This window comes from Acidovorax sp. ACV01 (assembly GCF_014851495.1).
Classification (GTDB): Bacteria; Pseudomonadota; Gammaproteobacteria; order Burkholderiales; family Burkholderiaceae_C; genus Acidovorax; species Acidovorax radicis.
Map to the genome: position 1 here is coordinate 728,243 of NZ_JACUZT010000003.1, position 19,010 is coordinate 747,252.

Below are 19,010 nucleotides of genomic sequence, written 5' to 3' on the forward strand. Positions count from 1 at the left end.
CCCCTCGGCGACTGGGGTGGCCACCCCCGCCACGCCGCACGCTGTTTCGCGCCTGCGCACTGAGCGCCTGGCCCGCAGTGCCAAGCCCTTTCTGGCCCGGGGCGGCCCCAAGGGCGAGCGCTGCGCGGGCTGTCGCCTGGTGCCCAGCCACTGCATCTGCGCGCTGCGCCCCGTGCTGCCCACGCGCGCGGGCATGTGCCTGCTGATGGCCGACATCGAGCCGCTCAAGCCCAGCAACACCGGCTGGCTGATTGCCGATGTGGTGGCCGACACCCATGCCTTCGGCTGGGCGCGCACCGAGGTGCACCCCGGCCTGCTGGCGCTGCTGGCCGACCCGCAGTGGCAGCCGTATGTGGTGTTCCCCGGCGAGTTCGTGGCGCCCGAGCGGGTGGTCACACAGGTGGCGGTGCCCCGAGCCGGGGTCGAACCAGAACGATGGAAGCGCCCGCTGTTTGTGCTGCTCGACGCCACCTGGCCCGAGGCGCGCAAGATGTTCCGCAAAAGCCCTTACCTGGACCGCTTTCCGGTTCTGAGTCTGCAGCCCGAGCAGCTCTCGCGGTACCACCTGCGCCGCTCCACACGCACGGACCACTTCTGCACCTCCGAGGTGGGCGCGCTGTGCCTTGCGCTGGCGGGCGAGCTGCAGGCCGCGCAGACGCTGGAGGCGTATCTGGACGTGTTCACCCACCACTACCTGCAGGCGAAGCACCAGCTGCCGCCCGAATGGGCCAGCGAGGCACACCAGGCGCTGCGCAACGCATCCATAGGCGGGGCCGGGTAAGGCGCCCGCAGGGCTTGCATGACCTGTTGCGAAAAATGCATCGCGCCGTTAGCGCATGGTTACAGCTGCGGGGCCCGGCACGCTGCACAATCCGCGGCGCTCCAGCCGCCCATGGCGGCGCGGGCCACTTGCGAGGGAGGAGCAAGGGCCCGTATTTCTGGAGCCCATCTCTTTAAGGAACTATGAAAAAACACACGCTGGTGATCGCATCCCTGAGCCTTGTCGCCGCATCTTTGGCCCACGCGGGCAAGGTCGAGCGCGACTTTTTTGCCGCCGAGGTGACCCCGGCCCTGAAGGCTGCCGCCGGCACCCTCAAGCAGTCGTGCGGCTGCGATGTGAAGATGGATGTGAAGCAGGACAGCTTTCAGACCGTGGACCACCTGCGCCAGGTGCGCTACGCGGCCGGCACCATCGTCGACAACGCGCCGCGCTACTGCAACGATGCCCCTTCCAAGGCCGCAGTGTGCAAACTCAAGACGCTGGAATTTGCCCGCACGGGCACCACCGCTTTCAAGTTTGCCGCAGGCAAGGGTGCGATCACCCTGGACGAAAGCTCCTACCCCAGCTGGGACATGCTGGCCGCCGAGCTGGACAAATAAGAAGCCCCGTTCGGTCACCATGGCCCAGCCAACGCCCCGGCACCACTTCGCGTGGTGCGGGGCGTTCGTGCGTGGGGGCACCTTCAGGCGGCTGAACCGGCATGCGGCAGCCGCGAACGAATCGCCGTTCTAGCGTGGGGTGGCGCCCGCTGCCGCGCGGCTTTGCACGGCCTTGGCGATGCCGTCCGGCTCCAGATACGGGCTGCAGGACTGGTACAGCGCAAACTTCCTCTCTGCCGAAGTCCCGACCAGCTCGGCCGACACCTCGGGTGCCGACTTCTTGAGCGCGTCCAGGTGGAAGTCGCCCTCGCCCGGGTGCAGCTCCACCGCTGCTTCCATCACTGCGGCCGCAGCGGCGCGCATGCCTTCCTGCCGTGGCTTTGCCACGCTGAGCGAAAGGCCGTTGAACACGTTGGCGCAGCGGATGAGGTCGGTGGCCACCGCCTTGCGTGCCTCGCTCTGCGCGGGCGTCCCCATGCCGTACGTGCCGTCCAGGTAGGCCCACACGTCCAGGGGCGGGGTGCCGGGCGCGCAGGCGCCCTGGTAGGTGCCAGAAAAAGCATTCTTCATCACCTGCTGTCCCGCAGAGGTCTTCATGCCGCTGTCGATGATGAGCTGCTCGCCGTCGGCATGCACGGTGAACTGGTACAGGTGCGCTGCGGTGGCACCCGCGCTCGCGCCCGGGGCCTTGGCGATGCAACTGGCTTTCCAGGTCTCGTGGCCGGGCAGGGGGCGGGTGGACTCGTTGACCATGCAGTCCATCCCGCGTTGCTGCATGGACTGTTTCCAGGCGGTGGCTGTCAGGCTGGCCATGTGCTGCGAGGTCACGCACACCGCCGCCGTGCCGCCGAGCGAGTCTGCATAGGCTCCCTGGCGGAACCCGGCAGCCGCCGCAGGCTGCGCAGCCAGGGCGCACGAGACCAGCAGGCCCGCCAACGAAGCGGCGCGCAGGGCAGGGTCTGGGTGCGCAGTGGGAAAGGGCATGGGGGAAGGCTCCTGGGTTTTCGCGGCGCGAAGGCGGGCGATGGGTGTTTGGGGGGACGCAGCAGCGGTCCGTGAAGTGCTGCGGTCTGTACAGCAGGCGGATGGCCGTGTGAAAGGGGTCGGGCCCAGGCGCAACAGGCATCCGTGGGCCGTGTCGGATTGTCGTTCAGAGCCTCGGTGGCCTTGGTGGCCTTGGTCTCGCTGGCGGCCGCCGAAAGCCCTGCAATGGCCTCAGAGCTTGTTCAAAGTCTTTTTGGAGTCGCACAAGTACCTTGCCGGGATGGGATGCAAGGCGCGGGGTGCAGTGGATAGCCCCGCTATCCACAAGCGCCGCAACGCCGCAGACCGCCCGGCAAGGCACTTGCCCGCAGGGTTGGAGTGAAATCGGGCGATTGGAAGCCTCGGCTGCTTGCATGGGCACGAGCCCATGCGGCACATCCGAAGCTTCCACTCATCCCGATTGCACTCCAATGCGATCTCCAAAAAGACTTTGAACAGGCTCTTACAGCGACAATGGACGGTTCCCCTCTACCGCACAGCCCCGATGAAAGCACCCCCCCGCCTGCAGTCCCTCATTGAGGAAGGCCTGATCGACACCGTGGTCCGGCAACTCATGAGTGGCAAGGAGGCCATGGTCTACGTGGTGCGCTGTGGTGACGAAACGCGCTGCGCCAAGATCTACAAAGAGGCCAACAACCGCAGCTTTCGGCAGGCCGTGGATTACACCGAGAACCGCAAGGTCAAGAACTCGCGCTCGGCCCGCGCCATGGCCAAGGGCAGCAAGTTTGGCCGGCAAGAACAAGAGGCCGCCTGGCAAAGCGCCGAGGTCGATGCGCTCTACCGCCTGGCCGCTGCGGGCGTGCGCGTGCCGCAGCCCTACAACTTTCACGACGGCGTGCTGCTGATGGAGCTGGTGACCGACGCCCACGGCGATGCCGCCCCGCGCCTGAACGATGTGAGCTTCACGCCCGAAGACGCGCGCACCCACCACGCCACGCTGGTGGCCGAGGTGGTGCGCATGCTGTGTGCGGGCGTCGTGCACGGCGACCTGTCGGAATTCAACATCCTGCTGGCGCACTTGCCCGGCGCCGAGGGTGAACCCGGCGCCGACGGCCCCGTCATCATCGACCTGCCCCAGGCCGTGGACGCTGCGGGCAACAACCACGCCCAGCGCATGCTGCTGCGCGACGTGGCCAACCTGCGCGATTTCTTCGGCCAGTTCGCGCCCGAGCTGCGCACCACCCAATATGGCCCCGAAATCTGGAGCCTGTACCAGAGCGGGCTGCTGAGCAACGAGACCCCGTTGACCGGCCGCTATGCGCCGCAGCATGTTGATGTGGACATGCAGGCCGTGCTGCGCGAGATCGACGACGCGCGCGACGAAGACGCGGCGCGCAGGCTGCGCATGGCGGCGGGCTGAAGCCTCTCGTCCAGCAGCCCGCCGCGTGCGGGAGATGCGCAGGTGGCAGGGTGACGCCAAGACCTTGCGGCACAATCGCGCCCTTTTTCTCTGCAGCTTGCTTGCCATGCCGTCCATCCACATCCGCAACTTTCGCCCTGGCGACGAACCCGCCTTGCGCGCCGTTTTCCATGCCTCGGTGCATGGCCTGGCCCGCAAGGACTACACCGCCGAACAACTCGCTGCCTGGGCGCCGCCGCACCATGACGCCGCGCAGTGGGCCGGGCGCATGCAGGCCAACCAGCCCTTCATCGCGCAGGCGCAGGGCGGTGGCGCCATTGCCGGGTTTGCCGATCTGCAGGCCAGCGGCACCATCGACATGTTTTTTGTGGCCCCGGCGCTTGCGGGCCAGGGCGTGGCCCGGGCGCTGATGGCACACATCCACACGCAGGCGGCGCAGCGCGGCATCACCCACTTGCACGCCCACGTGAGCCTGACCGCCGAGCCTTTTTTTGCCGCGCAGGGCTTTGTCGTGGAAGAGCGCCAGCAGGTGCAGCGCGCGGGCGTGGTGCTGCGCAATGCGCGCATGGCCAAGGCGCTGGTGGTGGGCTAAGAACCTGTTCAAAATTTTTCGAGGATTTCACTCCAACCCTTCGGGCAAGGTACTTGTGCACCCCGAAAAGATCTTGAACAGGTTCTAAGGGATAGCTCCATATTTGATAGCTGATTGCGCTTGCCCATCAAGCGCTGGAGGCCAATTTGGCTTCAAATTCAGCCGCCGTGCTGTGTCTTTGCCCCCGCAGGTGCCTTACAGTAGCCGCCCCGCAGCAGACAAACCCACCCCACCGGCCCACGACGGCTGACACCCCATGACCAAAGACCTGGCCCGACAGAACGATCTCAAACCCATGGCGCTGTGCGAGCCCTGCCAGGGCATTCAGCGCAACTGGCGCAAGGCGCCGGGCCACGCCGAGCTGGTGCAGCGCGGCAACCGCAAGGAAGACCGCGAGACGGGCTCCGTCACCATCACCCGCTATGTGTGCGACCGCTGCGGCACGGCGTGGGAATATGAAAACGACAAGGACAACCAGAAAGCAGGCTGGTCGGTGGTGGGGCGGTAGCCTCTTTTCTTCCTCAGCGGGCGCGGCGGATCAACAGCCTCTGGCGGGCCCGCACAGGGTGTTCTGGCCCCCCGTCACGGCCTCTCTCGGGGGGCGGTGGCCGCCAGCACCATCCCCACCAGCACGCAGCCCAGCCCGGCCCACTGCCAGGGGCGGATGGCTTCGCCCAGCACGCCGGCCGACAGCGCCAATGCCGACACCGGCAGCCACACGGTGGCCAGCGATGCGCGCACGCCGCTGGTGCGCGCGCTGCCTGCGTACCACAGCAGAAATCCGCCCACCGTGGGCACCCACGCGTAGTACAGCACCCCCGCCATTGCCGGGGCTGTGAAGGCCGAAGCAGAACCCGAGCCCTCGCGCGCCAGCCACGCGGCGGGCAGGGCCGACAGCAAGAGCCCGCCCGCCGACATGAGGGTGGACATCGCCAGTGCGGGCAGGGGCCGCGACAGGCGCTTGTTGGCCAGGATGAACACCGCTTCACACGCCACGGCGGCCAGCACCAGCGCGATGCCTGCCAGCCGCGTGGGGTTGCTGCTGCCACCAGCCGCGTCGGGAGAAAAGGCCACCGCCATCACGCCTGCCGTGGCCAGGCCGATGGCCAGCACCAGGCGCAAGCCGGGCCGCTCGCCCAGCAGCAGGGCCGAGAACAGCGCGGCCGCCGCCGGCAGCGTGCCCGCCACGATGCCCGCGTCAGACGCACTGGCCAGGGTGACGCCCAGGATCAGCAACACCGAGTACCCCACGCTCCCCGCTGCCGCCTGCACCGTGAGCAGCACCGCGTCGCGCCGGCCCACGCGCGGCAGCCGCTGGCCGCGCCAGCGCATCAGCGCAAAGAACACGGGCAGCGCCAGCGCGTGCCGCAGCACCGTGGCGAGAAAGGGTTCAATGTCCTGGCCAATGACCTTGCTGGCCACCACCGTGCTGCCCACGAGCACCATCCCCAGGCTGCACAGCAGCTGGCCTTTGAGAGAATCTGACATGAGCCCAAACCTTGCCGAAGTGATGAATCAACCGGCAGTCTCCCGGGGCCCGCGCGCTGCGTCTTGAACGTTATTGCGCCCCGGGGCGGCGGTGCGCCTTTTGCCATGCGCCGGGCGTGAAGCCAAATTGCCGCGCAAACATGCGTGTCATGTGGCGCTGGTCTGCAAAGCCGCTGTCCGCCGCGGCATCGGCCAGGCTGGCGCCGCGCCGGATGAGGTGGCGGCTGCGCTCGGCCCGCTGCTGAAGCAGCCAGGCGTGCGGCGGCAGCCCATAGGCCTCGGCAAAGCGCCGCAGCAGCTGGTAGCGGCTGAGCCCGGCGAGGGCCGCCATTTGCGCAAGGGAGGGCGGCGCCAGCGGCACATCGGCCAGCCAGTCGCGCACCTGTTGCACAACCTCGGCGGCAGCGGTGGCACGCGAAGTGGGCGGTGCCGCCGTGCTGGCGTGGCGCTCCAGGAGCAGCGCAGAGGTCAGGGCCAGCGATTCCTCGCAGGCCAGGCGGTCCACGGCATCGGCCGACGGCGGGGCGTGCGGCGGCTGTGCTTGCAGGGTGTTCCACTGGAACACACGCGTGATGAGCGTGTGCAGTGCGCGGGCCAGGGCAGGGTCCTGGATGACGGGGCGTGTGAGCGCGATGTCGGCCCCCGCCCCAGGGGCCTTGTTTTCCGCCAGGGCCTGCAGCGCCGCCGGTTCCAGGTACACCATGCGCCAGCGGCGCGAGGCACTGCCCAGCGGCTGGCCATCGTGCACCTCGCCCGGGTTGGTGGTGATGAGGTCGCCCGCATAGGCATCCACCGGGCCGCGCCCGCTGGCGGAGCTTTGCGCGCCATCGTCCAGCAGGCCCAGCCCGTAGACTGCATGCCAGTGCCGGCCGTAGTGGCGGGAACTTTCTGCGTGTGTGCAGTACACACCTTGCCAGGGAGATGCGAAAACCTGGCATCGATGGATGGGCGGTGGCGTCATCGCGCCGATTATTGCGCTGGCCTGCCCGGAGCATGTTCTGGCCCATCCGCCCTGCATACTGCCCGGCCGCCGCATCCGCGACACCGCGATCACCACAACGATGGCAACCATTGCATCGACTGCCACAACAGCCCCAAGGAGCGCACGCATGCTGCATCGCCGACGATTTCTGACCACCGCCTTCAGCGGCCTGGCCCTGGGCGGGGCCACGTTGCTGCTGGCGGGGCGTGGCGCGCTGGCCCAGCCCAGCTACACCGTGCCGCTCGCGCAGCTGCAGGAGATGGTGGCCACGAAGTTCCCGCGCAGCGTGCCGGTGCAGGGCCTGTTCGACCTTACCCTGCAGGCGCCCAACCTGCGCCTGCTGCCCGAGGTCAATCGCCTGGGCGCGGCCATGGCGGTGGACGCGGCGGGTGCTGCATTGCGCCGCAGCCATGCCGGGAGTTTTGATGTGGAGTTTGGGCTGCGCTACGAAGCCAGCGACCGCACGCTGCGCGCCCACCAGATCCGGCTGGTGCGGCTGGATTTCCCGTCCCTCAAGCCGGCCGTCACCGAACTGCTCAACGCTTACGCGCCCGTGCTCGCCGAACAGTCGTTGCGCGAAGTCACCTTGCACCAGCTGCGCCCGCAGGACACCGCCGTGTTCGACGGCATGGGCCTGCAACCGGGCCCGATCACGGTGACGGCCAAGGGGCTGACGGTGGCGTTTGTGGGCAAGCAGCCTTGAGCACGTTTGTTATTGGATGCTTGAAAAAGCATAGCTGCCTGCGCCTGATGGATAAGCGCTGAAGGGCAAAAAGACTCGAATTCTTTGGGGCAGTCTGGGCCGAAGGCTATTTCGGCTCGCCCGCCACGCGGCGCTGGGCCGCCGCAAAGAGCGGGCTGCGGATCAGCTGCAATGCATGGCCCCGTTGCTGGCTGTCGGATGACACGGTGGACGTGGTGGCCACGACGAGGTCCAGGGGAGGATAGACCCAGATGAACTGCCCGCCATACCCACTGGCCATGAAGGTGGGGCGCGGCGCCTTGCCGGGCACCACCCACCACAGGTAGCCATAGTGCAACCCCACCGGCGGGCCTCCTGCGTTCTGCGTCTGCACCGAGGCGTCCGCAAACGCTTCGGGCACCAGCGGCTTGCCGTTCCACTGGCCGTGCTGCAGGTACAGCTGACCGAGCTTGGCCATGTCCAGCGTGCGCAGGTGCACGATGCTGTCCCGGTAGCTTGGCTCGGCCAAGCCCATCGGGCCCACCAGTTGCTGGCGCGCGTAGTCGGCCAGGGGCATGCCGGTGGCTTTTTCCAGCACGGTGACCAGCAGTGGCGTGACAGAGTTGTCATAGGCAAACACCTGGCCCGGGTCTGCCGCCAGCGGCCGCGCCCAGGCCTCGCGCACGGGCAACGGCGCAGCGGTGCCAGCGCGGGTGCGCGGGCCGCTGTCCTGCGCAAATCCCGCCGTCAGTGTCAGCAGGTGCCGCAGCGTGATGGTGGCGGCGCGCGGGTCGGTGTTGAGGGGCGCCCACTCAGGCACCAGCTCCATCACGCGCTGGTCCACGCTGGTGATCCGGCCCTGCGCGATGGCCGCACCCAGCAAGGCCGACAGCGCGCTCTTGGAGGCGGACTGCGTATCGCGCAGCTTGTCAGGCTCCCCATCGCGGTAGAACCGGTACACCACCCGGCCGCGCAGCACCACCACGGCGCTTTGCACATCGGTGAACTGGGTGGCCAGTGCGGCGTCCACGCCCTGAAAGGCCGTGGCGTCCAGCGCTTGTTCGGCGGGTGCCGAGGTTTCGCGCCAGGGCGCATCGGCGGGCTGGGCGTGCACGGCACCGGTGGCCAGGCAGGCCAGCAGGCCGAGGGTCATCCAGGTGGTCGAACGGGTGGGCCAGCGGGGGTGCATGCGGGTTCCTTCCAGCGATCAGCAAGCGGTCAACGGGTGCGCGCAGTGTAGGAGCGGCAAGCTTTGCGCACGCCAAAGGCGCCGCCTGGCCCGGGCTGGCCGCTTGGAGACTCCCACCGGGCGTTCATCCATCTCCGCGCACCCGTTGCGCAAACCCGCGCTGGCTGAACTGCTCCACCACAAAATCCACAAACACCCGCGTGCGCGCTGGCAGCAGCTTCTTGCTGGGGTAGTACAGCGATGTCGGCCCCGCATCCGCCCACCAGCCTGGCAGCACCCGCACCAGGTCGCCGCGCGCCAGCCAGGGCTGCGCAAACGGCATGGGCAGCACGGCCAGGCCCAGGCCCATCAGCGCGGCCTGGCACATGGCCTCGGGGTCGTCGAACACGATGCGGGGGCAGAACTCTGCCGCTGCAGCGTCGCCCGCCTTGTTGCGCAGCGTGGTCACGGGCACGCGCCCCGTGCGGATCGCGCGGCGCGCAATGCCGTCCCACTGCGCCAGGTCTGCCGGATGGCGGGGCGTCTTGCGGCCCTTGAGCAACGCGGGGGCGGCCACCACCACCAGGTGGATGGGCCCCAGCGTGCGCGCCACCATGTCGGGGTTCAGGTTCAGGCCGCCGCCAATGCCGGCGTCAAAACCCTCGCCGATCAGGTCGACCTGGCGGTTCTCAAAGCGCCAGTCGGGCTGGATGGCCGGGTAGCGCTGCAAGAACTCGGTGAGCAGCGGCACGATGTAGGCGCGGCCAAAGGCTTGGCCCATGCTCACCTTGAGCGTGCCCGCAGGCTGCTGCTCGGCCTCGGCCGCGTGGTCCACCGCATCGGCCAGCGCGGTCAGCGGCGGGCTGATCTGCGCCAGCAGGCGCTGCCCGCCTTCGGTGAGCGTGAGGCGCCGCGTGCTGCGCTGGAACAGCCGCACGCCCAGGCTGGCCTCCAGCCGCGCCACGTTCTTGCTCACGGCGGCGGGCGTGAGGCCCATGAGCCGCGCAGCGGCCGAGAAGCTGCCGGACTCGGCGGATTTGACGAACGATTCGAGGTGGCTCAGGGGTTGCATGGCTTGCATTTTCAACTGATGGTTGAAATAGATCCAGCCTATTCATGGCTACCGATAAGGCAATGGTTTGCCGACACTGCAGGCATTCCGGGTTCTGTGACGAACCTTTTCAATCACCTGTTTTTTGGAGAAACACCATGTCTTCTGTGCTTGACGCATCCCCCTCGGCGGCGGTGCCCGCAGCCTCTTCACGTGTGCTGGCTGGCAAGGTTGCCTTTGTCACGGGCGGCGCGCGTGGCATTGGCGCCGCCATCGTCCAGCGCCTGGCGCGCGACGGAGCGGCGGTGGCCTTCACCTACAGCAGCTCCGAAGCCCCCGCGCAGGCGCTGGTGGCTGCCATTGAAGCGGGCGGTGGCAAGGCCCTGGCGCTGCGCGCCGACAGTGCCGATGCCGCCGCCCTCACGCAAGCCATCGACGGCGCGGCGCGCACGCTGGGCCGCCTCGACATCCTCGTCAACAACGCGGGCGTGGCGGTGGCGGGCGAGATCGACAACTTCGCGCTGGCCGATTTCGACCACACGATCAACGTGAACGTGCGCGCGGTGTTCGTGGCCACGCAGGCCGCCGTGCGCCACATGGGCCAGGGCGGGGCCTATGGCCGCGTCATCACCATCGGCAGCACCAACTCCGACCGTGTGCCATGGGCAGGCTTCAGCGTGTATGGCATGAGCAAGGCCGCCATCGTGGGCCTCACCAAGGGCCTGGCGCGCGACCTGGGGCCGCGTGGCATCACGGTGAACAACGTGCAGCCCGGCCCGGTCAACACCGACATGAACCCCGCCGACGGCCCCCTGGCCAGCAACATGCACGGCATGATGGCGCTCAACCGCCACGCCCACCCCGACGAAATCGCGGGCATGGTGGCCTATCTGGCGGGGCCGGAGTCGGGCATGGTGACGGGGGCCAGCCTGCTCATCGATGGCGGGTTTGCGGCCTGATCCAGAGCGCCCCTGGACGCGTTGGCCCCGTGCGGCAGGCTGATCCGCCGCGTCGCTTACGTCGCTTACGTCGCATCGGCGCGGGCAGCCGTCGTCGGTGGGAGTGTGTGGTGCGATGTCTTTGCCGTCCAGGGGGATCAGGGCTGGTGGTTGCACCCGCAGCGATATAGTGGCCCACCCTTCCACCTGGGACCACGTTTGTGAACCACACTCCTCGCCTCTTGCGCAGCGCCTGCGCCACTGCCGCAGCATTGGCCGCACTGACGGCCAGCTTCACCCTGCACGCCGCCACCACCGCCGAGTCCGGCTATGTGGGCGAATACCGGGGCGGCTCCGTGGACACCATCGCGCAACTGGCGCTGCTGGCCGACAACACCTTTTGTTTTGCCTTGACCGGCGGGGCGCTGGATATGGTGATGGCGGGCCGCTGGAAGTCGGAAGGCAGCGGAGTGCGTCTGCAACAGGTGCGACAGGACCAGACCTTGTTCCCGGCCTATGCCCGCAAGGTGGCCGCATTGGGTGCCATGGTGGAGTTCGACTTTCATGGCCACACGCTGTCCAGTGCCCGCGCGCCGGTGTTTGCGGTGTCGGCGGACGACAAGGCCCCGGCCGCGCTGCGCCCGCTGTTTGGCCAGGGCAACAGCAACTGGTCTGAAAACTACCCGCTGCCCCCTTTGCCTGCGGAGTCGGTGCGCTACTTCTACCTGGGCGAGGTGGTGGAGGAGGCACCGGGCAAGCCCGCGGTGGTGAAGGTGGTGCAGTACCGGCTGGACGGTGCCAATTCGGTGCGCGTGGGGTTCGATCCGCTGCAGGCCATGCCCCTCATGAACCAGCGGGCCGAGCTGCAAGGGGACATGTTGTTTCTGTCGGGCAGCCGCCTGGGCAAACGCCGGGCGCTGGACCCTGAAGTGGTGCAAACGGTGCGCACGGGTTGCATAGCGCCCGCGCTGAACCCTGGCGCCCCACGCCCTGCGCTGAAGCAAGGCGAGACCCAGCCCCTGCAGCCGCTGAGAACTTTTACCGTCAGCCCGTCGGCCATCCAGGGCACGCCGTTCTTCGAAGCCAAAAGCAACTGAGCTGTGGTGAGCGGTCGTCGGGCCGGATGGGGGCCGACTCAGGCTGAAATCGCCGGGCCTGCGGGCGCACGCAGTGGGGTCTCGATCTGCATCTTGGCCAGCCGCAGCGCCTTGCGCATGTAGCCGCGCCACAGCACGTTGGCCAGCAGCCAGAGCACCGGTGCGGCCCACTTGGATCGGGGATGAAACGCGTGGCGCCAGCGCACCGTGGTCTGCGTGCCACCCGCCTGGGGGTCAAACCACCAGGCCCCGTTGGCCCCGGTGGCCAGCCAGCGCAGTGCCCCGGTGAAGCCGCTGACGGTGTAGCTGAAGTACTGCGCCGGGTGGTAGTGCTTGAGCCTTTCTTCGGCCACGCTGCCGTCGGACAGCGCCACGGTGCGCGTCTGCCCCGGCGTGTCCCAGGCGCCCGTCTGGTCGCGCGTGCCGATCACTGCGGGCAAAGGCCCGTAGCCGGTGAACAGGGCGCGCGGGTCAATGGGCGCGATGTGCTGGAACGCCAGTGCCGGGGAGGCCTTGATGTGTGTCTGGACCGTGGCAGAGAAGGTGGTCATGGGTGAATCCGATGCGTTGGTTCCGCCCTCTCGGGCAGTCAAGCCAATGTAGGGCGCGCGGCAAAAGCGATAAATACCCTTTTCCACAACGGACTGTTTGCCGAATGACCCGCAATCGCCCCTTTCCCGGGTGAAGACGCTGTGCGTCAACACGGTTTGGGGGGCGCATAGGCGCATGTGGCGGCGCAAGCTACATGTGCCCGTTCAGGCCACCGGGGGCTTGCGCCGCCGGGGCCTTGGGGCCGTGCCCCGCAGCTCCTGCGCGCTCAGGCCGAACGCCGGGTTGTCTGCCAGCATCTCTACCGCCAGATCGATGAAGGCGCGTGCGCGGGCCGGCTGCGCCGCCCGGCTGCCGTAGTACACGTACAGGCCCAGGTGCTGGGGCACGAATTCGGTCAGCACGGGCACCAGTTGTCCGCTGCGCACCAGTGGTGCCGCCGTCACGCCAACGAGCTGGCCGATGGCGTGGCCGCCCAGCACGGCGCGCGCTTCCAGCTCGATGTCGTTGACGCAGAACGCAGGCGGTATGGCATGGGCCACGATGTCATCGCCCACCTGGAACTCCCAGGGCATGGGCTTGCCCGTGCTGGGGTGGCGAAACCCACTGCAGCGGTGCTGCGCAAGGTCTTCGATGCGGGTGGGTGTGCCATGGCGGGCCAGGTAGTCCGGCGTGGCGCACGCCACCAGCTGCAGCGCCATCAGGCGCCGCGCAATCACCCCGCCCTCGGGGGGGTAGCCTGAGCGAAAACCCACGTCCACCCGGTCCTCCACCCAGTTGCCGATGCGATCGTCCAGTTGCACATCGGGCTCCACCAGTGGGTAGCGGCGGCAGAACGCGTCGAGCACGGGCCAGACCACCTCCAGCATGACGGAGCGCGGCGCCACGATGCGCAGCGGCCCCGCAATCTCCTCGCGCCCGCGCCGCGCGCCGTGCACCGCCCGCTGCAGGGTCGACAGCCCTGGCTGCGCGGCCTCCAGAAACTGGCGCCCCTCTTCGGTCAGGCTCAGGCTGCGCGTGGTGCGGTGGAACAGCCGCACGCCCAGGTGCGATTCGAGCTGCCCCAGCGCCAGGCTGGCGGCCTGCGGGGTGATGCCCTGGGCCGAGGCGGCCTGCCGCAGGCTGCCCAGTTCGGCGGCTTTGGCAAACGTGGCAATGGCACGCAGTTCATTGATGGCCATGGTGCTCGTTCGGAGAGATTGGCAAGTTTCACTTGTGAATGAAGTCATTAATTATGGGCTAGTGCGATGGCAATGGTCTGCATAAAGTTCACCTCCATGGCCGCGGCTCTGCATCTCAGCGTGTTGCGTTTGCCAGAACCCCGCTTTCAATCCCTTTCAAGGACTTCCGCCATGACGACTTCGACTGCTCTCCCTTCCTCCTTCCCCCGCGTCTGGATGATCACCGGCGCCTCGCGCGGCATTGGCGCCCGCATTGCCGAGGCGGCGCTCGCCCAGGGCGACGCTGTGGTCGCCACGGCCCGCGATGCCGCGTCGATTGAAAAGCGCCTGGGCCCCAGCGACGCACTGTTGCCAGTGGCGCTCGACGTGACCGACGAAGCCCAGGCCCGCCACGCCGTGGGCGCCGCGCTGGAGCGCTTTGGCCGCATCGACGTGCTGGTCAACAACGCGGGCTACGGCCTGCTGGGCGCGGTGGAGGAGTCCACCGCCGACGAAGTGCAGCGACTGTTCGACACCAACGTGTTCGGCCTGCTGCATGTGACCCGGGCCGTGCTGCCCGCCATGCGCGCGCGCCGCGCAGGGCACGTGATCAACATCTCGTCGCTGGGTGGCGTGCGTTCCAGCGCAGGTTTTGGCGTGTACTGCGCCACCAAGTTCGCGGTGGAAGGCCTGACCGAGGCGCTGCGTGCCGAGCTGGCCCCGCTGGGCATCCATGCCACGGCGGTGCAGCCCGGTTACTTCCGCACTGAGTTCCTTGATGGTGCCTCGCTGGCCGTGGCACCACGTGTGCTGGACGATTACGCCGCCAGCGCGGGTGCCGTGCGCGAAGCTGCGCGCCGCATCAACCTGAACCAGCCTGGCGACCCCGTGCGCCTGGCCCAGGCCGTGATGAAGCTGGTGGCCAGCCCCACGCCGCCGCTGCGCCTGCCGCTGGGCACGGACACGCTGCAGACCATTGCCGACACACACGCCTTCGTGGCGCAAGAAACCGCGCAGTGGCGGGCCGTGGCAGCGTCCACGGACTTCCCGGCGCACGAGGCCGCGCAGGCAGTGACTGTGTAGGTGTCGGTAGTTGCTTCTCTTTTGATAGCTTCTACCGCAATGGGATCAAGCGGTAGTGGCTATTTTTGAGGAAAAAGCAGACGCTTAAACCATCCCGCCATTGGCCCGCAGCGTTTGCCCATGGATCCACCCGCCATCCGGCCCGGCCAGGAAGGCCACCGCGTTGGCGATGTCCTCGGGCGTGCCCAGGCGCTCCATCGGGTTGGCCTGGGCCAGGCGCTCGATCAGCTCGGGCGTCTTGCCGTCCAGGAACAGCGCGGTGGCTGTGGGGCCGGGCGCGATGGCGTTCACCGTGATGTTCCGGCCGCGCAGTTCCTTGGCGAGCACGCTGGTCAGGGTCTCCACCGCGCTCTTGGTGGCGGCGTACACGGCATAGCCTGGCAGGGCCGTGCCGACCAGGCTGCTCGAGAAGTTGACGATGCGCCCCCCGGGCTGCAGCCGGTGCGTGGCCTCGCGCAGGGTGTGGAACGTGCCCTTGAGGTTGATGGCGACCAGGCGGTCGAAGGTGGCATCGTCCGTCTGCGCCAGGTGCGGCAGGGTGGATGGCATCACGCCCGCGTTGTTGACCAGCACGTCCACGCGGCCAAAGGCCTGCTCGGTGGCATCGAACAGCTGGCGCACGGCGCCGCTGTCGGCCACGTCGGCCTGCACCGCGATGGCCTCTCCGCCCGCCGCCGTGATCGCCTGCACCACCATCTGTGCGTCTGCGGCCCGGCCCGCGTAGTTGACCACCACACGAAAGCCGTCGCGCGCGAGCCGGTGGGCAATGGCGGCGCCGATGCCACGCGATGCACCGGTGACGAGGGCGACGCGCGGGCCCGCGGGGGTCGACGCCTGAAAAGGGGTGGTGGTGATCGGGTTCATGGCAAGGTTCCTGGTGCGGTGATTGGGGCGCCGGGTGGGCGGCGCCAGGGATGGAGGCATTGTTCTGTTGTTGTCAGAATTGATAAATACCTAAAATTGCCATCACTGTTCAGCTGAACACAACAATCGCCCACAGCCGGAAGCCCTTTCGTGATGGACCGTTTTCAATCCATGCAGCTTTTCACGCGCATCGTCGAGCTGGGCAGCTTCACGCGCGCGGCCGAAGACCTGCAGCTGCCGCGCGCGAGCGTGACCCTGGCCGTGCAGGACCTGGAAAAGCGCCTGGGCACGCGGCTGCTGCAGCGCACTACGCGCCACGTCAGCACCACGCCCGACGGGCAGGCGTACTACGAACGCTGCCAGCGCCTGCTGGCCGACCTGGAAGAAACTGAAACCGCGTTCGGCAACGCCGTGAGCACGCCGCGCGGCAAGCTGCGCGTGGATTTGCAGGGCACGCTGACGCGGCACTTCGTGCTGCCGCGCATCGGCGAGTTCTGCATGCGCTACCCCGATGTGGAACTGGAGATCGGCATGGGTGACCGGCTGGTGGATCTGGTGCGCGAAGGCGTGGACTGTGTCCTGCGCGGCGGCGAGCTGCGCGACTCGACCATGGTGGCGCGGCGTGTGGCGCTGTTGCCGCAGGTGACCTGCGCGAGCCGCGAGTACCTGGCGCGCCATGGCACGCCCACCACGGTGGATGCGCTGCGCGGGCACCGCGCCGTCAACTTCCTCTCGCAGCGCACGGGCAAGCCGCTGCCTTTTGACTTCATTGTGGATGGCGTGGCCAGGAGCGTGCAGCTCAAGGGCCCCGTGGCCGTGAGCGATGCCGATGCCTACCACGCCTGCTGCGCCGCGGGCCTGGGGCTGATCCAGGTGCCGCGCTACCACATCGCGCCCCGGCTGGCCGATGGCAGCCTGTGCGAGGTGCTGGCGCCGTTTCGCCCCGCGCCCATGCCGGTGTCCGTGCTGTATCCGCACAGCCGCCAGCTTTCGCCACGCGTGCGGGTGTTCGTGGACTGGCTGGCCGAGGTGATGTCGGCCGCGCACTGAACGACCTGATTGCGTGCTGCGAGGCTTACGTCGGGCGCGAAAACTCCATCACCCAGTTCACCTCCCAGGTGGTGCCGCCGTCGTCCGAAAACGCCTGTTGCCAGCGAGGCGCGCCGCTGTGCTTTTGCGACCATTCGAAGCGCACGCGCACCGGTCGGCCTTCGAACACTTCTTCGCCTTCAAAGAGGCCTGCGCCGTCCTGGAAGCCGCCCACCACGGGTGGCTGCAGCAGGCCGGTGGCAGGGTCCAGGCCGCCCGTGGCGTTGTCGAGCCAGTAGATGCTCCAGCGCTTCGATACCGGGTTGAACACGCGCAGCGTCATGCCGACGAAGCCGGGCTTCCAGGCCAGGGGCGTGAAGTCGTCGCAGTTGCCGATGCCGCCAGGCAGGGCGTGGGCGGTGCCGGTGGCATCGAACACTTCCCAGTCGTTGCAGCCTTGAAGCCGGTGCACCAGGCGCGTGTTGCGGATGCGCCAGGGGCCCAGGAGGAAGTCGAAGTCGCGTGCGGCGCTGGGGGCTGCGGCAGGCGAGGGAATGGTGATGAGGTTCGGCGTGGTCATGGCGGGTTCTTTCATCGGCAAGGCGAGCGGGGGGACGTCATGCATGCAGCGCAGAGCGGGCGGTGGGCTGCAGGCGGTGGATTTCGGGCGCGCGGGCCAACCAGGGTGCAAGGCCCGGCGCCACACCGCGCGCCCATGCGGCGCTGTCGGTGAAAGCCTCCAGCGCGGCCTCGCGGCCGAACAGCGCCAGCCCCAGCAGCACGTGTTCGCCCTCGCGCACGGGCAGGCGGGGAAAGGTGTTGGCGCTGGTCTCGGTGCAGTACCAGGCCACGTGGCGCGCGCCACCGCGTTGCAGCGTGGGTGCCATGCGGTGGCGGCAGAAGTCCAGCAGCGCGGGTGTGGCGGCCTCGTGCAGGTGGAACACCGTGGCGGCCAGCACGCCTGGGGCCGAGCCACGGGCACCAGCCGCTGGGCGCGCGTGCTGCGGCAGCGCGCCTGCCGCCCCAGGCCACGCGGGGCGCAGCAGCAACACGTTGTCGGAGTCGACCATGGTGGCGTTGGCGGCGTTGCGGTGCGCGGCCCAGGTGGGGCCGCTGTAGAAGGCTTCGAGCGCCTGGCGGCGCGCCTCCATGCTGCTAAAGCCGCGCAGCCAGACAAACTGATCAGGCCGGTCCAGGTCGCGGAACTGGCCCAGCACGCGCAGGCCCTGCGCCTCCTGGGTCTCCACGAACTCGCGGTCGAACAGGTCGATCAGCACATCGCGCTGCCCCGCGTGCAGCGTGTACTGGCGCAGTTCGACGATGGGGCAGTCGTCGGCAACGACGGCGGCGGCAGTGATGGGGACGGATGTGTGGCGCGTGGCCATGGCGGTGTCGGGCATGCGGGCTCCTGGTGGGGTGGTTTCAACAGTCAGGCTGCAGTCTGCGCCGCAATACCTGCCAACCTATGGCAGGTATTTGCGCTATCTTTCGCCATTGCCTCAAGCGGCTAAAAACTCTTGGCCGCACCACACAAACTGACCCCCCATGCGCGCCAGCCGCCTGCTTTCCCTTCAGATGCTGCTCGAAACCCAGGGCCGCATGAGCGCACAGGCGTTGTCCCAGGCGCTGGAGGTTTCGGTGCGCACGCTGTACCGCGATGTGGACCAGCTCAGCGCGGCCGGTGTGCCGATCTACGCTGAGCGCGGGCGCCATGGCGGTTTTGCGCTGCTGCCGGGCTGGAAGACCACGCTCACGGGGCTCACACCGTCGGAGGCGCAGGCCGTCTTTTTGAGTGGCCTGCCCGGCCCCGCGCAGGAACTCGGCCTGGGCGGCGATGTGGAGGGGGCGCGGCTCAAGCTGTTGTCGTCGCTGCCCGCGTCGTGGCGCGAGGACGCGCAGCGCGTGAGCACCCGCCTGCACCTCGACCCGGTGGACTGGTACCGCGAGAGCGATCCAACGCCGCACCTGCCCACCGTGGCCGCCGCCGTGTGGAGCGGGCACCAGGTTGCGATGCGCTACGAAAGCTGGGCCGACACGGTGGAGCGCACGGTGAACCCGCTGGGCCTGGTGCTCAAGGCAGGGGTCTGGTACCTGGTGGCTGTGCCTGCGGGCGCGGCCGCTTCTGCGGAGGGCGGGCCACGCACCTACCGCGTGTCGAACATCCGGGCGGCCACGGCGCTGGCCACGCCGGTGCGCCGCCCTGCGCGGTTTGACTTGGCCGGCTATTGGGCGCAGTCGATCCAGCGCTTTGAAGCGGGGCTCTACACCGGCGAGGCCGCCCTGCTGGCCACGCCATCAGGGCTCAAAGGGCTGCGCGCGCTCAGCCGTGCCGTGGCACGCGCGGTGGCGGCCGCCCCGTCGCCCCGCCGCAAGGATGGTCGCGTGGCCGTGACCATTCCCATCGAATCGGTGGAGCATGCCTGTGGGCAACTCCTGCGGCTGTCCCCGCAGGTGGAGGTGCTGCGGCCTGCGGCGTTGCGCCGCGCGCTGGTGGAACGGGTGCGGGCCACAGCGCAGCTTTATGGGTTGGGGGTGGTGTGACG

21 protein-coding genes are annotated in these 19,010 nt (G+C 68.4%); 11 read left to right on the forward strand and 10 right to left on the reverse strand.

Translation table 11 applies throughout. The features are described from left to right. Positions 1-16 precede the first annotated feature (16 nt). Entirely contained in the window at positions 17-781 is a 765-nt protein-coding gene (locus IB243_RS12000; RefSeq protein ID WP_370540338.1) for a tRNA-uridine aminocarboxypropyltransferase, read from the forward strand. Between the two features lie 182 nt (positions 782-963). Beyond that, entirely contained in the window at positions 964-1,380 is a 417-nt protein-coding gene (locus tag IB243_RS12005; RefSeq protein WP_192427204.1) for a hypothetical protein, read from the forward strand. A 129-nt stretch (positions 1,381-1,509) separates the two neighbouring features. Here the strand turns inward: IB243_RS12005 and IB243_RS12010 are convergent, their stop codons facing one another. After that, a complete protein-coding gene (locus IB243_RS12010) occupies positions 1,510-2,364 on the reverse strand; it encodes a hypothetical protein (protein ID WP_192427206.1) in 855 nt (284 codons plus the stop codon). Between the two features lie 544 nt (positions 2,365-2,908). Between IB243_RS12010 and IB243_RS12015 the strand changes: the two genes are divergently transcribed. From IB243_RS12015 to IB243_RS12025, 3 genes are all read left to right on the forward strand, one after another. Further along, positions 2,909-3,784 (forward strand): PA4780 family RIO1-like protein kinase, encoded by an 876-nt coding sequence (locus IB243_RS12015; protein ID WP_010464444.1) that lies wholly within the window; start codon positions 2,909-2,911, stop codon positions 3,782-3,784. A 106-nt stretch (positions 3,785-3,890) separates the two neighbouring features. Beyond that, positions 3,891-4,376, forward strand: coding sequence for a GNAT family N-acetyltransferase (locus IB243_RS12020; protein WP_192427208.1), 486 nt, complete (start codon positions 3,891-3,893; stop codon positions 4,374-4,376). 256 nt (positions 4,377-4,632) lie between these two features. Next, entirely contained in the window at positions 4,633-4,884 is a 252-nt protein-coding gene (locus IB243_RS12025) for a hypothetical protein (protein ID WP_192427210.1), read from the forward strand. Between the two features lie 74 nt (positions 4,885-4,958). Here the strand turns inward: IB243_RS12025 and IB243_RS12030 are convergent, their stop codons facing one another. Together IB243_RS12030 and IB243_RS12035 are read right to left on the reverse strand one after the other, a co-directional pair. Continuing rightward, entirely contained in the window at positions 4,959-5,864 is a 906-nt protein-coding gene (locus IB243_RS12030) for a DMT family transporter (protein WP_192427212.1), read from the reverse strand. A 70-nt stretch (positions 5,865-5,934) separates the two neighbouring features. Further along, positions 5,935-6,771: a helix-turn-helix domain-containing protein gene (locus IB243_RS12035; RefSeq protein WP_370540339.1), complete on the reverse strand. Its 837-nt coding sequence runs from the start codon at positions 6,769-6,771 to the stop codon at positions 5,935-5,937. A 202-nt stretch (positions 6,772-6,973) separates the two neighbouring features. Between IB243_RS12035 and IB243_RS12040 the strand changes: the two genes are divergently transcribed. Further along, positions 6,974-7,549, forward strand: a complete 576-nt coding sequence (locus IB243_RS12040) for a DUF1439 domain-containing protein (protein WP_192427216.1) — start codon at positions 6,974-6,976, stop codon at positions 7,547-7,549. 106 nt (positions 7,550-7,655) lie between these two features. Here IB243_RS12040 and IB243_RS12045 read toward each other — a convergent pair whose 3' ends face one another. Then, the gene (locus tag IB243_RS12045; protein WP_192427218.1) at positions 7,656-8,717 is read right to left on the reverse strand and encodes a serine hydrolase; all 1,062 of its coding nucleotides are present in this window, start codon (positions 8,715-8,717) and stop codon (positions 7,656-7,658) included. 124 nt (positions 8,718-8,841) lie between these two features. After that, positions 8,842-9,768, reverse strand: a complete 927-nt coding sequence (locus IB243_RS12050; protein ID WP_057228460.1) for a LysR family transcriptional regulator — start codon at positions 9,766-9,768, stop codon at positions 8,842-8,844. Between the two features lie 137 nt (positions 9,769-9,905). On the opposite strand from IB243_RS12050, the gene IB243_RS12055 reads away from it, so the two are divergent. Together IB243_RS12055 and IB243_RS12060 are read left to right on the forward strand one after the other, a co-directional pair. Next, the gene (locus tag IB243_RS12055) at positions 9,906-10,706 is read left to right on the forward strand and encodes an SDR family oxidoreductase (RefSeq protein ID WP_192427220.1); all 801 of its coding nucleotides are present in this window, start codon (positions 9,906-9,908) and stop codon (positions 10,704-10,706) included. 200 nt (positions 10,707-10,906) lie between these two features. Then, the gene (locus tag IB243_RS12060) at positions 10,907-11,782 is read left to right on the forward strand and encodes a hypothetical protein (protein ID WP_057271367.1); all 876 of its coding nucleotides are present in this window, start codon (positions 10,907-10,909) and stop codon (positions 11,780-11,782) included. A gap of 38 nt (positions 11,783-11,820) precedes the next feature. Here IB243_RS12060 and IB243_RS12065 read toward each other — a convergent pair whose 3' ends face one another. Together IB243_RS12065 and IB243_RS12070 are read right to left on the reverse strand one after the other, a co-directional pair. Continuing rightward, the gene (locus tag IB243_RS12065; protein WP_192427222.1) at positions 11,821-12,333 is read right to left on the reverse strand and encodes an SRPBCC family protein; all 513 of its coding nucleotides are present in this window, start codon (positions 12,331-12,333) and stop codon (positions 11,821-11,823) included. Between the two features lie 204 nt (positions 12,334-12,537). Beyond that, positions 12,538-13,512, reverse strand: a complete 975-nt coding sequence (locus IB243_RS12070) for a LysR family transcriptional regulator (RefSeq protein WP_192427224.1) — start codon at positions 13,510-13,512, stop codon at positions 12,538-12,540. 171 nt (positions 13,513-13,683) lie between these two features. Between IB243_RS12070 and IB243_RS12075 the strand changes: the two genes are divergently transcribed. Continuing rightward, the gene (locus tag IB243_RS12075; RefSeq protein ID WP_192427226.1) at positions 13,684-14,574 is read left to right on the forward strand and encodes an oxidoreductase; all 891 of its coding nucleotides are present in this window, start codon (positions 13,684-13,686) and stop codon (positions 14,572-14,574) included. 84 nt (positions 14,575-14,658) lie between these two features. Here IB243_RS12075 and IB243_RS12080 read toward each other — a convergent pair whose 3' ends face one another. Beyond that, positions 14,659-15,438 carry an SDR family oxidoreductase gene (locus IB243_RS12080; protein WP_192427228.1) on the reverse strand — a complete coding sequence of 260 codons (780 nt, stop codon included), beginning with the start codon at positions 15,436-15,438 and terminating at the stop codon, positions 14,659-14,661. Positions 15,439-15,591: 153 nt separating this feature from the next. On the opposite strand from IB243_RS12080, the gene IB243_RS12085 reads away from it, so the two are divergent. Continuing rightward, entirely contained in the window at positions 15,592-16,488 is an 897-nt protein-coding gene (locus IB243_RS12085) for a LysR family transcriptional regulator (RefSeq protein ID WP_192427230.1), read from the forward strand. Between the two features lie 25 nt (positions 16,489-16,513). On the opposite strand, the gene IB243_RS12090 is transcribed toward IB243_RS12085, so the two are convergent. Further along, positions 16,514-17,047, reverse strand: coding sequence for a hypothetical protein (locus tag IB243_RS12090; protein ID WP_192427232.1), 534 nt, complete (start codon positions 17,045-17,047; stop codon positions 16,514-16,516). A 37-nt stretch (positions 17,048-17,084) separates the two neighbouring features. Then, complete coding sequence (locus IB243_RS12095) at positions 17,085-17,867, reverse strand: NIPSNAP family protein (protein ID WP_192427234.1); 783 nt, start codon at positions 17,865-17,867, stop codon at positions 17,085-17,087. Positions 17,868-18,012: 145 nt separating this feature from the next. Here IB243_RS12095 and IB243_RS12100 point away from each other — a divergent pair, with 145 nt between their 5' ends. Next, the gene (locus IB243_RS12100; protein WP_192427236.1) at positions 18,013-19,008 is read left to right on the forward strand and encodes a YafY family protein; all 996 of its coding nucleotides are present in this window, start codon (positions 18,013-18,015) and stop codon (positions 19,006-19,008) included. Positions 19,009-19,010 lie beyond the last annotated feature (2 nt).